Source organism: Anaerococcus obesiensis, from assembly GCF_016599815.1.
Lineage (GTDB): Bacteria > Bacillota > Clostridia > Tissierellales > Peptoniphilaceae > Anaerococcus > Anaerococcus vaginalis.
Genome location: NZ_CP067016.1, coordinates 1,375,211 through 1,390,048 on the forward strand (window position 1 = coordinate 1,375,211; position 14,838 = coordinate 1,390,048).

Here is a 14,838-nt window from a genome sequence, read left to right on the forward strand (position 1 = left end):
TATGGAAGATTTTAAATTAATATTAGATGGTCTTTATAGAATTTCCTACAAAAACGAAAAATCTACAGATATTATTAATGAAATAGCAAAAAAAGTAGAAGACATTTCCTATATAACAAAAAATATATATGGAGTTTTGGAAAATAAGTTATATCTTGAGTACATTTTGGCAAAATTGTCAAAAATAAAAGTGAAAAAATTGGACAAAAAAGTAAAACTTATTTTGTTAATTGGAATTTATAATATTCATTTTTTAGATAGAAAAAATTATGCAATAGTAAATGAATTAGTAAATCTTACCAAAAAAGTTTCTTTTAAATCAAAATCTTTTGTAAATGCTATTTTAAGATCATATATAAGAGATGAAAAAAATTTATCAAAAATAAATATAGAAAATGATGAAGAATTTAATTCGATAAAATATTCCATGCCTTTGTGGATTATAAAATATTTAAATGATTCATACGGGAAAGATTATACTCAAAAATTTTTAGATTCTTTAAATAAGGAAAGAAAATTATCTATAAGGATAAATAAAACAAAAATCACAAGAGAAAAATTAAAAAATCTTTTGGAAGATAAGGGATATATTGTAGAAGACTCTTTGATTTCGACTTTAAGCCTTGTAATTAAAAATCCTAAGTCTTTAGCAAGCACAGAAGAATTTAAAAAAGGATTTTTTACAATCCAATCAGAAGCTTCTATAAAAGTTTGTGAGATTCTTAATCCTAAAAAAAATTCAAATATTTTAGATATATGTGCAGCTCCAGGAACAAAGACATCTTTATTAGCTGAGCTTTGCGACAATTCATCAAAAATAATTGCGAATGATATTTCTTTTAATAAATTATCAAAAATAAATGAAAATATTAAAAGGTTGGGACTAAAAAATATAGAAATTACAAATTTTGATGCTAGTATTTTAAAGGAAGAATACAAAGAAAAATTTGATTATATTTTATGCGATTTGCCATGTTCTGGTCTTGGGGTTATGGATAGAAAACCAGAGATAAGATATAATAGGACTATGGAAGATGTTATTAGTCTTTCAAAACTTCAAAAAAATATTTTGGATAAGGCTTTTTTATATTTAAAAACAGGTGGGATTTTGGTATTTTCTACTTGTACAATTGGAAGTATTGAAAATAAAGATAATTTCAATTATTTATCTAAGAAAAAAAGGCTTAAAAATATAAAAATTAATGGAAAAGATTACTTGGAATTTAATAGTTTTGAAGATGAAACTGATGGATTTTTCTTTACGAAATTTGAAAAGATATGATTATGAAACAAACAATAAATGACAAAACTATCAAAGAATTAGAAGAAATTTTTTTAAATTTAGGATTTCAAAAATTTAGGGTAAAACAAGTTTTTAGGCAAATTCATGTAAATAAAATAAATGATTTTTCTAAAATGACTGATTTGTCAAAAGATATGAGGGAAAAATTAGATCAAATTTTCTATTTTCCAAAGATTAAAATTTTAAAAGAATTTAAATCTAACTTAGACAAAACAAAAAAATATTTATTTGAACTTGATGATAAAAATATTATTGAAGCTGTTTTTATGGAATACAATAATAGAAATACGATTTGTATTTCGTCACAAGTAGGATGCAAAATGGGATGCAAATTTTGTGCATCTACTAAAAATGGTCTTGAAAGATCTTTATTAGCATCTGAAATAATAGAAGAAATTTATCTTTTAGAAAGAGAAAATTCAGATATTAATAATATTGTTGTCATGGGAATAGGAGAGCCTTTAGACAATTTTTCAAATATAGAAAAATTTATTAAAATAATTACAGATGACAATGGAAGAAATTTATCTCACAGAGCAATAACAATTTCTACTGTGGGACTTGTTGATAAAATTTATAAGCTTGCAGATTTGGGATATGATATTAATTTGGCTGTTTCCCTACATTATGCTTTTGATAAAAAAAGAATGGAATATATGCCAAGTGCAAAAAAATATAAAATAAAAGATATTGTTAAAGCTTGTGATTATTATTTTGAAAAAACAAAAAGAAGAATTTCTTATGAATATGTTGTCATAGATGGGGTAAATAATTTAAAAGAAGACATTGATAAATTGGAGAAACTTTTTAAAGGTAAAAATATTCATATAAATCTTATTCCTTTAAATCCAATAGAAGAATTTAAATATTCAAAAACTAAGTCTAATGTAATGGATCAATTTCAAAAAAAATTATCAACTAGGGGTTTAAATGCAACTATAAGAAGATCAATGGGCTCAGATATTGATGCATCATGTGGACAACTTAGAAATAACTATGCGAGGTAGAAATGAAATTTAGTACTATTTCAAATATCGGCAAAGTAAGGAGCGAAAATCAGGATTATTATGGAAATCTTGATTTGGAAAATTATAGTTTTTTTATTGTAGCCGATGGTATGGGTGGATATAATGGAGGAGAAATTGCTTCAAAACTTGCAGCAAAATATTATTTAGAATATATAAAAAATTCTAATATTAAAGATTTTTCTTCTATTATTGACTTGCAAGAAGAAGCTTTACAAAGTGCAAATGATAAAATTTTTTCTTTATCAAAATCATACGAAGAATATGCAAATATGGGAACAACTGTAGTTTGTGTTTGCATAGATTATGAAAAAAAATCTTATCATATAACACACATTGGTGATTCTCGATGCTACATATATTCAGATAAAAAATTACAACTTATAACTAGAGATCATTCTTTGGTAAATGATCTTATAGATTCAGGCTCTCTTACAGAAGATGAAGCAGAAAATTTTGCAAATAAGTCTACTATAACAAGAGCAGTTGGAGTAGGAAGTAAAATCAGACCAGATTCTAGGTCTTTGGATATGAAAGATAGTGATATAATGCTTATGGTTACTGATGGTTTGACAAATGAAGTTAGTGATGTAGAAATAGAAGCTATTATTGCCAATAATTCTACTGCTGATAAAATTTCATCAAGCCTAGTTGATTTGGCGATTAAAAATGGTGGACATGATAATATCACTGTAACTACAATTTTGATTTGAGGTAAGTATGGACAATATTATTTTAGGTAATAGGTATAAATTGCAAGATCTTATTGGTGTAGGAGGAATGGCAAAAGTTTATAAGGCGACTGATAGACTTCTACAAAGAGATGTAGCAATAAAAATTTTAAAAGATCAATATGCTGAAGATGAAGAATTTGTAAAGAAATTTTCTAATGAAGCTTTATCAGCAGCAAGACTTACACATGTAAATATTGTGAGTGTTTATGATATAGGCGAAGATTTAATTGAAGGCAAAAAAATTCATTATATAGTAATGGAATATGTTGATGGAGAAACGCTAAAAGATAAAATTGATAGGGAAAAAAATCTATCTAATCATGATATAGTGGATTATTCAATTCAAATTGCACAAGCACTTAATCAAGCTCATTCATCAAATATTATTCACAGAGATATAAAACCACAAAATATTTTGATGGATAAATATGGCTTATTAAAAGTTACAGATTTTGGGATAGCTAGAGTTTCTACAAATGCAACTATCACTTACACATCATCAATTTTGGGTACAGTTCATTATATTTCTCCAGAACAAGCCAAGGGCAAATTTGTTGATGAAAAATCAGATTTATATTCTCTTGGTGTTGTTATGTATGAAATGGCAACTGGTAAAGTTCCATTTGATGCGGATAATTCAGTTGGAATTGCAGTTATGCATATCCAAGATGAACCAGAAAGCCCAATCAAATTAAATGAAAATTTATCTCCAAGATTAAATGACATAATAATGAAACTTCTTCAAAAAGATCCACAAGAAAGATTTAAAAGTGCTAAAGAATTAATTAGGGCATTAGAAGATAATTCTTATGATATAGGATATTTCAAAAAAGAAGATACAGCAAAAATTCAAAAACCAAAAGATGAAATAGAAGAAACATCTTTTATTCCTGTAGTTGAAAATAAAAAGAAAAAACAAAAACCTAAAAAAGAAGAAAATGAAGCTGTATATGTAACACCAACTGATGATTCGGATAAAAAATCTGAAAAAAAATCAAATAAAAGAAAGATTTTGCCATTTGTTTTGATGCTACTTGCTGTTATTGTGGCTGGATATTTTTATGCAAAATCAAAAGATTCAGACATGGTACAAGTGCCTACAGTTATAAATTTAAGTGAAGAAGAAGCTGTAGAAATTTTGGAAGAAAAAAATCTAAAGGCAAATGTATCTCGCTATGCAAATAGTTCTAATTACGAAAAAGGCAAGGTAATGGAACAAGATCCTAGTCCAAAAACAAAAGTTAAGAAAAACACAACTATAAATCTTGTTATAAGCCAAGGAAAAGAAGTTAAAGTTCCAAATCTTTCTGGCTTAACTTTAGATCAAGCTGAAGAAAAATTAAAAGAACATGATCTAGAATTAGGAAAAACAAATACAGAATATAGCGATAAGGTTGAAAAAGATAAAATTATTGAGCAAGATCCTGAAAAAAATGAAAAAGTTCAAGCAGGTAGTGAAGTTGATGTTACAATAAGTTTGGGAAAAGAAGAACCTGAAGTTAAAAATGTAAAAGTTCCTTATTTTATAGGCTCTTACGAAAAAGACGCAATCAATGTTGCAAAAGATGCAAATCTTACAGTAGAAAATATTTCTTATGAATATTCGGATGATTATAAAAAAGGAATTGTAATTGAACAATCTATTTCTGCTGGCACTCAAGTTGCTGAAGGCTCTAAAATTGATTTTGTTGTTTCAAATGGAAAAGATCCAAATAAAGATGACAGCAATGAAGAAAATCAAAATAAGCAAAAGCAAGTAAATGTAAAATTTACAATAAAAGGACCTCAAGATAAAGATAGTTTTAATGTAAAAGTTTATAAAATATCTGATAGTAACCAAAGAACAGATCTTTTATATAATGAAAATCATAGTTCATCAGAGCTTGATTCTAGTGGAAATATTAATTTAGATTTTAAATCTGTTGTAGGCACTAAAGTTGAGATTTTAGTAGATGATAAGTCTCAAGGAGTTTATGAAGTAAACAGATGATTGGTAAAATAATAAAATCACAAAAAGAAATATATTATGTTCTAACTGAACTTGACACTTTTATGTGCAAGGCTAGGGGAGTTTTTAGAAAAAAAAATATAAAACCTCTAGTTGGAGATAATGTAGAATTTGATGTTACAGAAAATTCTAAAGGCTATATTACAAAAATTTTAGATAGAAAAAATGAAATTAAAAGACCAAATATAGCAAATATTGACCAAATTTTATATTTTATTACTATAAAAAATCCTAGCCTTAATCTTTTTAATATTGATAAGTACCTAGCTATGTGTGAACATATAAATATTGATGTAGTAATAATAGTTTCCAAAAAAGATTTGGCAGATGATAAAGATTTAGAATTTATAAAAATGTATGAGAAAATAGGTTATAAATTGGTTTTTATTGACAATTATAATGATTTTCCTAAAAATGAAATTTTAAAAATTTTGGATGGAAAAACTTCTGCTGTTTCTGGATCATCTGGTGTCGGCAAATCTACTTTTTTAAATAATCTTGTAGAAGATGAAATAGAAATCGGCACGATTTCAGAAAAATCTAAGAGAGGGAAAAATACAACTAGACATATTGAGATTTTTAATTTAGGAAAAAATACAAATATTTTTGATACACCTGGCTTTGATAGTTTTGATATTGATTTTATTGATGATGAAAAAGATTTAAAATATTGTTTTAAAGAATTTGATAATAATTCTTGTAAATTTAATAATTGTAATCATATCAATGAACCAAAGTGTAAAGTTAAAGATGATCTTTTAAAAGGATTTGTTGAAAAAACTAGGTATGAAAATTATTTGTTGTTGTTTGAAGAAATAAAAAAAAGGAGACAAACATGGTAGAGATAGCCCCATCACTTTTATCAGCAAATTTTTCTAATTTGCAAAAAGATTTAGACGAATTGAAAAAATCTAATATTAAATATCTTCATATTGATGTAATGGATGGGAAATTTGTCCCAAATATTTCTTTTGGTTTTCCTATAATAAAAGCGATTAGAAAAGATAATGATTTTGTTTTTGATACTCACTTGATGATTGAAGAGCCTATAAGATATATTGAAAATTTTAAAAAATGTGGATCTGATATAGTTACAATTCATTATGAGGCTTGCTCTAATTTGGATGAAACTATTGAAAAAATTAAATCTTTTGGTATGAAAGTTGGTCTTACTTTTAAACCAAAAACTGATATAAATAAAATCATTCCATATTTAGAAAAAATTGATTTGTGTCTTATTATGAGCGTTGAACCAGGTTTTGGCGGTCAATCTTTTATGGAAGATTCTTTAGAAAAAATTAAAAAAATCAGAGCACTTATCGATGAAAAAAATTTATCTTGCCTTATTGAAGTCGATGGGGGAATTAAAGATTTTAATTTGAAAAAAGTAATTGATGCAGGTGTTGATTTGGTTGTAAGTGGTTCTGATATTTTTTCTAATAATGAAAATTCAATTTCTAGACAAGTTGAAAAATATAAAAAAATAATAAATGAATAAAAAAATAAAAATTAAAAATCTCTTTTGAAATTATTATTCTATAATTTCGAAAGAGATTTTTTTAATGAAAAAATAGTGCTTATAGCACTATAAAATTCTTATTAAGCTTTTTCTACTTTTCCGCTTTTTATACATTTAGTACAAACGTTGATTGTTTTTACGCTTCCATTAACTTTAGCTCTTAATTTATGAACGTTTGGTTTAAAGTTTCTATTTAGTCTTCTATGTGAGAAAGTAACTTTGTTACCAAATTTTGTACCTTTTCCACAGATATCACATTCTCTTGCCATACTTTACACCTCCAATGTCTTAGAAATATCTTAGTTATTATATCAAATTTATATCAAATTTTCAAATATAATCGCTACTTGCTATTATATAGAAAAACAGACAAAAAATCAAATAAGAGTATAATAAAAATAGATTTTAGTAAGTAGTTAGACAAGGAGGCTTTATGGATTATAAGTCATTGTATGAAAATAAAGATTTTGGAATTATTAAATTTGATGAACAATTAAAAAATTATACAAATTTTGGCATTGGTGGCAAAGCAGATGTCTTGGTGGAAGTAAAAGAAGAATACCAACTTGTAGATTTGATTAAATTTAATCAAAAAAATAATATAGAAACAACAATCATTGGTAATGGGACAAATATTTTGGTTACTGATAAAGGAATTAGGGGTTGTGTTATTATTATTTCTAAAAATTATGATAAAATTTCTCTTGATGGAAATTTGTTGAGAGTAAGTGCGGGATGTCTTTTATCAAAAGCTAGCAAATTTTCTTTTGAGAATTCTCTAACTGGCATGGAAGAAGTTTCTGGAATTCCTGGAAGCCTTGGTGGAGCTGTTGCTATGAATGCAGGAGCTTATGGCGTTGAGATGAAAGATATAATTAAAAGTGTAAGATTGGTTTCTAAAACTGGGGAAATTTTAGAAGTTTCTAATGAGGATATGGATTTTTCTTATAGACATTCTAAGGTTTTTGATGATGATTTGGTTGTTTCTGAGGCGGTTTTTGAATTGAAAAAAGATGATAAAGAAAAAATCTATGAAAAATATGAGGATTTTACAAATAGAAGGGTTACAAAACAACCTCTTGATAAAAAATCTGCAGGCTCTACTTTCAAAAGACCTGTAGGCTCTTTCGCATCAAAATTAATTGATGAATGTGGTTTGAAAGGCTATAGAAAAGGCGATTGTCAAGTTAGCGAAAAACATTGTGGATTTTTAATTAATAATGGCAATGCAAGTTATGAGGAAATGATCAATTTTATTGAGGAAGTTGCAAGTATTGTTTTTGAAAAAACTGGTTTTAAACTTGAAAGGGAAGTTAAAGTCATAGGAGAAAAATAGTGAAGGTAAAAATAATAACAGGACTTAGTGGCTCTGGAAAATCGACAGCTCTTAGAATTTTTGAAGATCTTGATTATTATGCTATGGATAATGTTCCTGCAACACTTTTGGAAAGTTTTATAAAATTAAATAAACAGCAGGAAAAACCAATAGACAAGCTTGCTTGTGTTGTTGATTTTAGGTCTATAAAAGTTGATAAAAATTTGGTAGAAAATCTGGAAAATCTCAAAAAAATAAACGAAGATACTAAAATAATTTATCTTACAAGTCAAGATGAAACAATTTTAAAAAGATATAATGAACTAAGACGTCCTCATCCTTTGGGTTCTTTTGGAGATGTAAAAGATGGTCTTATGAAGGAAAAAAGGGAATTGAAAAAAATTAAGGAAATGGCAGATATTATAATTGATACAAGCTCTTATAATAACAAGGATTTAAAAAAAGTTCTCCTTAATTTTTCTAAAAATAAAGAAAATTTCATTATAAATTTATTTTCTTTTGGATATAAAAATGGTCTAAGCCTTGATGTTGATGTAGTATTTGATTTGAGATTTTTACCAAATCCTTTTTATATAAAAGATTTAAAGCACCTAAATGGAACTGACGAAAAACTACAAGAATATCTTGATGGCTTTGAAATTGCAAATGACTTTAAAAATTTGGTGTATGATAATTTGTTAAAGCTTATTCCCTATTTTATTAAAGAGGGCAAAAACTCAATTTCTATTGGATTTGGTTGCACAGGTGGTCAACACAGGTCAGTTTATATGTGTGAGAAAATTTATGAAAAACTCAAGGATAGTGATTATATAGTTGTGAGAAAACACAGGGATAGGGAAAAATGGAAAAAATAAAATATTTAAAAATTTTACCATTTGAAAATATAAAAAATGCTAGAAACTTGGGAGGCTATCCAACCATTAATGGGGAAATTACTTCTTGGAAATCTTTTATTAGAAGTGCAAATCTTGATTCTTGCACAAAAAAAGATTTGGATTTATTGAAAGATTTAAATGTATCAACAATAATTGATTTAAGACGTGATGACGAAATCAAATATCATTATGAAAAAATCAAAATTTTAAAAGAAAAATTTTCTCATTACAATGTATCGCTTTCTCCAAGGCCAATGCGCCAAGAAGAAATCCAAAGATTAATTGAAAAAAAAGATACAATAGGAAAATCTTATATTACATTAATTGATAATTTTCCTGCTATTAAAAAGATTTTTGAAATAATGGCAAATGCTGATGGAAGTGTACTTTTTCATTGCCAAGAAGGTAAAGATAGAACTGGAATTATTTCTATGATTTTATTTGGACTTGTAGGAGTTTTTAGGACAGATATTATGGCTGACTATGAAATTTCTTCTGCTAATTTGGGTTATGTAGACATGTATGGGCAAAATGAAAACGAATCAGTTTTTAGGATAACTTCTCCATACAACATAAAAGAAGCCATGGAATATATACAAAGAAAATATGGAACTTATGATGCATACTTAGAATATGCAGGTGTTGAAAAGAAAATTATAGAAAAAATTAAAGAAAAAATGATTGAATAGAGAGTGATTATATGTCTTTTTCAAAAAGATGTAAAAAAGAAATATTAAAAAAAGAGCCTGATTATAAAGAGATTGATATGGAATTATTAGCCTACTTTTATTTTCAAGGCTCTATTAGGATAGTGAATAATTCTTACCAAATTTTATTTAAGGCAAGCGAGAACATAGAAGCAAGGTATATTTACAAGATTATAAAAGAAAAATATAACTATTCTCCAGCTATGGAAATCCAAAATAAAAGAAAATTTTCAAAAGATAGGTCTTATGTTGTTTTGGTAGAAGATAGTGAAGTGGCAGATAAAATTTTAGCACTTGCAGATTCTTATAGCTTATATGAATTTGAAAAATTCTTTGAAAATATCAAAAGTAGAAATGAAAAAAAGATTATTTTAAAATTGGCATTTTTGCTTAAAGGCTCAATTAATGATCCCTATAGGGGCTATAATCTTGAAATAAATGTTCAACAAAAAGAAGAAGCACTTTTGATAGGAAAAATCATGGAAGAATTTTCTATAAATCCAAAATTAAATTTGAGAAATGATTCTTATTGTGTTTACATAAAAGATTCTGATAAAATTTCTGATTTTTTGGCTTTAATTGGAGCAAATAAATCACTTTTTGATTTAGAAAATGTAAGGGCAATGAAGTCTATTAGAAATGACATAAATAGGCAAACAAATTTCGACAAGGCAAATATTGATAGGACTGTAAAAGCAGCCTTTAGGCAAGTTGATGCAATAAATAAATTGAAAGAAAAAAATATTTTAGAAAATCAAGCAGAAGATTTGCAAAAAATTGCCGAATTAAGGCTTGCCTATCCTTATATTTCTCTTGAAGAATTGGGCAAAATGATGACGCCAGCCCTTTCAAAAGCTAAGGTTAATTACAGACTCCAAAAACTTATAAAACTTGCAGAAAGTGAGGAATAATGACAAATAATTTCACCCACCTCCACCTTCATACAGAATATTCACTTTTAGATGGTTTTACAAAAATTGATAAATTAATGGAAAAGCTAAAAGAATTTGGAATGGATTCTTGTGCAATAACAGACCATGGGAATATGTACGGGGTAATTGAATTTTACAAAAAATGCCAAGCAAATAATATCAAACCAATAATTGGTTGTGAAGTTTACATTTGTGAAAATGATTATAAAATAAAAACTCCCCAAAATAAAAGATATTACCATCTTATCCTTTTGGCAAAAAATAATAATGGCTATAAAAATCTTTTAAAAATCGTATCAAAAGCTTACACACAAGGATATTATTATAAGCCAAGAATAGATTTTGAAGTTTTAAAAGAATACAAAGAAGACTTGATAGGTCTTTCAGCTTGCTTAAATGGAGAAATCAATCAAAGAATTTTAGAAAATGATATAAAAAAAGCATATTCTACAGCCGAAAAATATCTTGATTTATTTGGCAAAGAAAATTTTTATTTGGAAGTACAATATCATGGTTTAAAAGAACAAAAAAAAGTTAATGAAGTATTACTTCAAATTCATAAGGATTTGGATATAGAACTGGTATGCACAAATGATGTCCATTATGTTGAAAAAAATGATGCCTTTTATCAAGATGTTTTATCATGTATCCAAACAGGTTCTTTATTAGAAGATGAGAATAGGATGAAAATGCCTGTTGATGAATTTTATCTAAAAGATTCTCAAATGATGGAAGAAATTTTTAAAGAATTTCCAAGAGCTTTTGAAAATACACAAAAAATTTCTGCTATGTGCAATGTTAGCCTAGAATTTCATAATCCTCACCTACCATATTTTACAAAACTTCCAAAAGATACAACAAATCTTGAATATCTAAAAATTCTAGTAAAAGAAGGTCTTATAAAAAAATACAAAAATTTAGATGAAAAAATTATAAAAAGAGCAAAAAAAGAAATCGACGTAATAAATAATATGGGTTATGTAGATTATTTTTTGATAGTTTGGGATTTTGTAAAATATGCCAAAGATAATAAGATTGCAGTAGGACCTGGTAGGGGATCAGCAGCAGGTTCAATTGTATCTTATGCTCTTGATATTACACAAATTGATCCTTTAAAATATGATTTGCTTTTTGAAAGATTTTTAAATCCAGAAAGAGTTTCAATGCCTGATATTGATATAGATTTTTGCTATGAAAATAGGGATAAGGTAGTTGAATATGTATATGAACTTTATGGACGAGATCATGTTTCGCAAATAGTAACTTTTGGTAGGATGCAAGCAAGAAATGCCATAAGAGATGTGGGAAGGGTTATGAATATTTCCTACAATAAGGTTGATAAAATAGCAAAATTAATTCCTCAAGCAATAGGAATGACAATTGATAAGGCTCTTGATTCTACTGAAAAGTTAGCTTACGAATATCAAAATGATGTTGAAACAAAAAGAATGATAGATACTGCAAGAAATATCGAAGCCTTACCAAGGCATACATCAATCCATGCAGCAGGAGTTGTTATAAGCAAGGAAATTTTAACAGATATTGTTCCTCTAGCTTTATCAAACGATCAGATAGTTACCCAATTTAATATGACAGAAATTGAAGAATTGGGTTTGTTAAAGATGGATTTTTTGGGACTTAGAAATCTTACAGTAATTCAAGATACAATAAAGGATATAAAGAAAAATAAAAATATAGATATTGATCTTGGAGCAATTGATGAAAATGATCCGAAAGTTATAAGTCAATTTACCAAGGCTGAAACAGTTGGGATTTTTCAATTTGAATCAGCTGGTATGAGAAATTTTCTTAAAAATTTAAAACCAACAAGATTTGATGATTTGGTTGCGGCAAATTCACTTTTTAGGCCAGGACCAATGGATCAAATTCCAAATTATATAAAAAATAAAATAAATCCAGAAAATATATCCTACATAGATCAAGCCCTAAAACCAATTCTTGAAGTAACTTATGGCATAATTGTCTACCAAGAGCAAGTTATGCAAATTGTACAAAAACTTGCTGGATTTTCACTTGGGGAAGCTGACAATCTAAGACGAGCTATGAGCAAAAAGAAAATGAGCGTGATGGAGGCAAATAGGGAAATATTTGTTCACGGAAAGAAAAATCAAAGTGGAGAATATGAAGTGATAGGTTGTGTAAATAATGGTATTTCAGAAATTAATGCCAATAAGATATACGACGAAATGATTTCTTTTGCAAAATACGCCTTTAACAAATCTCACTCAGCAGCTTATTCCTTAGTAGCTATTCAAACTGCATTTTTGAAATATTATTTTAAAGAAGAATACATGGCAAATCTATTGACTTCAATTATGGGCAACTCTTCTAAAGTTTATTTATATATTTCAGAGGCAAAAAGACTTGGAATAAAAATTGTTCCACCAAATATAAATAAATCAAAAAGAAGATTTGTAGCAAGTGAAAATGAAATAGTATTTGGTCTTTCAGCTATAAAAAATGTTGGAGAAAATTTAATAGATTTGATTGTTAATTTAAGAAAAGAGAAAAAATTTAAAAGCTTTAAAGATTTTCTAGAAAGAATTGAGGCAAATGATCCAACAGTTTTAAATAAAAAAGCTTTGGAATCTCTAATAAAAGCAGGAGTATTTGACTGCCTAGGATACAAAAGATCAGAGCTTATGGCAGTCCACGAAACAGCTCTCCAATCAATTCATGATAATGAAAAAGTAAATTTAAAAGGTCAAATGAATTTACTAGATTTTGACCAAAACAAAGAAGAAATAATTGATGACATAAAATTTCCACCAGTTAATGAATATAAAAATAAGCAAAAATTAAAATTAGAAAAGGAAGTTTTAGGTTTTTATATTTCAGATCATCCCTTAAATTCTTTAGGAAATAATTTAAAAAATTATGTAAATTTCACGACGGAAATTTTAAGTGAGCTAAGACCGGTAGATTTAGATAAATTTGATAATAAAAATGTAAGGATGGCAGGAATTATTACAAATAAATCTGAAACTATGACAAAAAAAAGCACTTTGATGGCCTTTTGTTCTTTGGAAGATATGTCTGGATCAATAGAAATGATAATTTTTCCAAATATTTATAAAGATGTAAAAAATATAATTGAAAATGATACACTTGTGATGGTTAGTGGAAATCTACAATCTAGTGATGATGAGTTGAAATTGATTGTATCAAATATAAAAGAAATTGATGAAAATTCTTTTAAAAATTTGTATATAAAAATGGAATATGTAAGGTATAATAAAATACGAAAAGATCTAATGAGTAACCATGGTAGCACACCAGTGATAATTTATTTTTCTGACAAAAAAAAGACAGTCAAACTTGATAAAAGCTTGTGGATTGACCAAAATTCAGATATAATAAATTATCTGAAGTTGAAACTTGGGAAGGATAATGTTAAATTAATTTAAAGGAGAAACAATGAAAACAATAGGTATACTTACTAGTGGTGGCGATGCACCGGGAATGAATTCAGCGATTAGAGCTGCAGTAAGAACAGCCCTAAACAATGGAATGAGAGTAAAAGGAATAAGAAATGGATATGACGGGTTGATGAAAGGAGATATTTATGAAATGAATGTTTCATCAGTTGCCGATATTATCCATAAAGGTGGTACAATTCTTGGAACTGCAAGATCAACTGAATTTAAAAATGCAGAAGGTCAAAAAAGAGGAGCTCAAATCCTTAAAGATTATGGAATCGAAGGACTAATCGTAATTGGTGGAGATGGTTCTTTTAAAGGAGCAAAGGCTCTTAGTGATTTGGGAATAAAAACCATAGGAATTCCAGGAACAATTGATAATGATATGGGCTATACAGATTTTACAATAGGATTTTTTACTGCAATCGAAACAGTAACTGATGCTATTGGGAAATTAAGAGATACTTCATCATCTCACGGAAGAGCAGTTGTGATAGAAGTTATGGGACGTAATTGTGGAGATTTAGCTTTATTTTCAGGACTTGCAGGTGGAGCAGAATCAATCATAGTTCCAGAACACAAATTCTCAATTGATGAAATAGTTGAGAAAGTAAATCACGGAAGAAAAAGAGGAAAATTACACCATCTTATAGTTCTTGCCGAAGGAGTTGGCAATCCATATACTGTAGCAAAAGAAGTTGAAGAAAGAAGTGGAGTTGAAACAAAAGTTACAGTTTTAGGCCACGTTCAAAGAGGAGGCTCTCCATCTTCAGCTGATAGATTATTAGGTTCTATTATGGGAGCAACAGCAGCAGAATTATTAAACGAAGAAAAAACAAATATAGCTTTAGGCTATACAAATGGAAAAATAAATCAAGTTAGCATAGATGAAGCAGTATCAATGAATTCTGATTTTAATGAAGATCTTTATAGACTTGCTAACAAATTATCTAAATAGG

The 14,838-nt window shown here is 27.5% G+C and carries 13 protein-coding genes; 12 read left to right on the plus strand and 1 reads right to left on the minus strand.

Annotated elements, in window-relative coordinates:
- Position 1: 1 nt before the first annotated feature.
- The 6 genes from rsmB to rpe are packed head-to-tail and all read left to right on the plus strand — an operon-like array spanning position 2 to position 6,568.
- The gene (gene rsmB, locus I6H46_RS06945) at positions 2–1,282 is read left to right on the plus strand and encodes a 16S rRNA (cytosine(967)-C(5))-methyltransferase RsmB (protein WP_019117971.1); all 1,281 of its coding nucleotides are present in this window, start codon (positions 2–4) and stop codon (positions 1,280–1,282) included.
- Positions 1,279–2,310 (plus strand): 23S rRNA (adenine(2503)-C(2))-methyltransferase RlmN, encoded by a 1,032-nt coding sequence (gene rlmN / locus I6H46_RS06950; protein ID WP_026074041.1) that lies wholly within the window; start codon positions 1,279–1,281, stop codon positions 2,308–2,310. The genes rsmB and rlmN overlap by 4 nt, the downstream gene beginning before the upstream one ends.
- Before the next feature lie 2 nt (positions 2,311–2,312).
- Positions 2,313–3,041, plus strand: coding sequence for a Stp1/IreP family PP2C-type Ser/Thr phosphatase (locus I6H46_RS06955; protein ID WP_019117969.1), 729 nt, complete (start codon positions 2,313–2,315; stop codon positions 3,039–3,041).
- A gap of 7 nt (positions 3,042–3,048) precedes the next feature.
- Complete coding sequence (gene pknB / locus I6H46_RS06960; protein WP_019117968.1) at positions 3,049–5,052, plus strand: Stk1 family PASTA domain-containing Ser/Thr kinase; 2,004 nt, start codon at positions 3,049–3,051, stop codon at positions 5,050–5,052.
- Positions 5,049–5,912, plus strand: a complete 864-nt coding sequence (gene rsgA, locus I6H46_RS06965; protein WP_019117967.1) for a ribosome small subunit-dependent GTPase A — start codon at positions 5,049–5,051, stop codon at positions 5,910–5,912. Before pknB ends, rsgA begins: the two co-directional genes overlap by 4 nt.
- Positions 5,906–6,568 (plus strand): ribulose-phosphate 3-epimerase, encoded by a 663-nt coding sequence (gene rpe / locus I6H46_RS06970; RefSeq protein WP_019117966.1) that lies wholly within the window; start codon positions 5,906–5,908, stop codon positions 6,566–6,568. Before rsgA ends, rpe begins: the two co-directional genes overlap by 7 nt.
- Before the next feature lie 101 nt (positions 6,569–6,669).
- On the opposite strand, the gene rpmB is transcribed toward rpe, so the two are convergent.
- Entirely contained in the window at positions 6,670–6,858 is a 189-nt protein-coding gene (gene rpmB / locus I6H46_RS06975) for a 50S ribosomal protein L28 (RefSeq protein ID WP_004838566.1), read from the minus strand.
- A gap of 164 nt (positions 6,859–7,022) precedes the next feature.
- Here rpmB and murB point away from each other — a divergent pair, with 164 nt between their 5' ends.
- From murB to pfkA, 6 genes are read left to right on the plus strand one after another with little or no spacing between them, the layout of a single operon-like run.
- On the plus strand, positions 7,023–7,925 hold the full coding sequence (murB, locus tag I6H46_RS06980) for a UDP-N-acetylmuramate dehydrogenase (protein ID WP_019117965.1): 903 nt from the start codon (positions 7,023–7,025) through the stop codon (positions 7,923–7,925).
- Positions 7,925–8,779 carry an RNase adapter RapZ gene (rapZ, locus tag I6H46_RS06985; RefSeq protein ID WP_019117964.1) on the plus strand — a complete coding sequence of 285 codons (855 nt, stop codon included), beginning with the start codon at positions 7,925–7,927 and terminating at the stop codon, positions 8,777–8,779. The genes murB and rapZ overlap by 1 nt, the downstream gene beginning before the upstream one ends.
- A complete protein-coding gene (locus I6H46_RS06990; RefSeq protein ID WP_019117963.1) occupies positions 8,767–9,489 on the plus strand; it encodes a tyrosine-protein phosphatase in 723 nt (240 codons plus the stop codon). The genes rapZ and I6H46_RS06990 overlap by 13 nt, the downstream gene beginning before the upstream one ends.
- An 11-nt stretch (positions 9,490–9,500) precedes the next feature.
- Positions 9,501–10,418 (plus strand): DNA-binding protein WhiA, encoded by a 918-nt coding sequence (gene whiA / locus I6H46_RS06995; RefSeq protein WP_019117962.1) that lies wholly within the window; start codon positions 9,501–9,503, stop codon positions 10,416–10,418.
- On the plus strand, positions 10,418–13,867 hold the full coding sequence (locus I6H46_RS07000; RefSeq protein ID WP_019117961.1) for a DNA polymerase III subunit alpha: 3,450 nt from the start codon (positions 10,418–10,420) through the stop codon (positions 13,865–13,867). The genes whiA and I6H46_RS07000 overlap by 1 nt, the downstream gene beginning before the upstream one ends.
- A gap of 10 nt (positions 13,868–13,877) precedes the next feature.
- Complete coding sequence (pfkA, locus tag I6H46_RS07005; RefSeq protein WP_004838572.1) at positions 13,878–14,837, plus strand: 6-phosphofructokinase; 960 nt, start codon at positions 13,878–13,880, stop codon at positions 14,835–14,837.
- Position 14,838 lies beyond the last annotated feature (1 nt).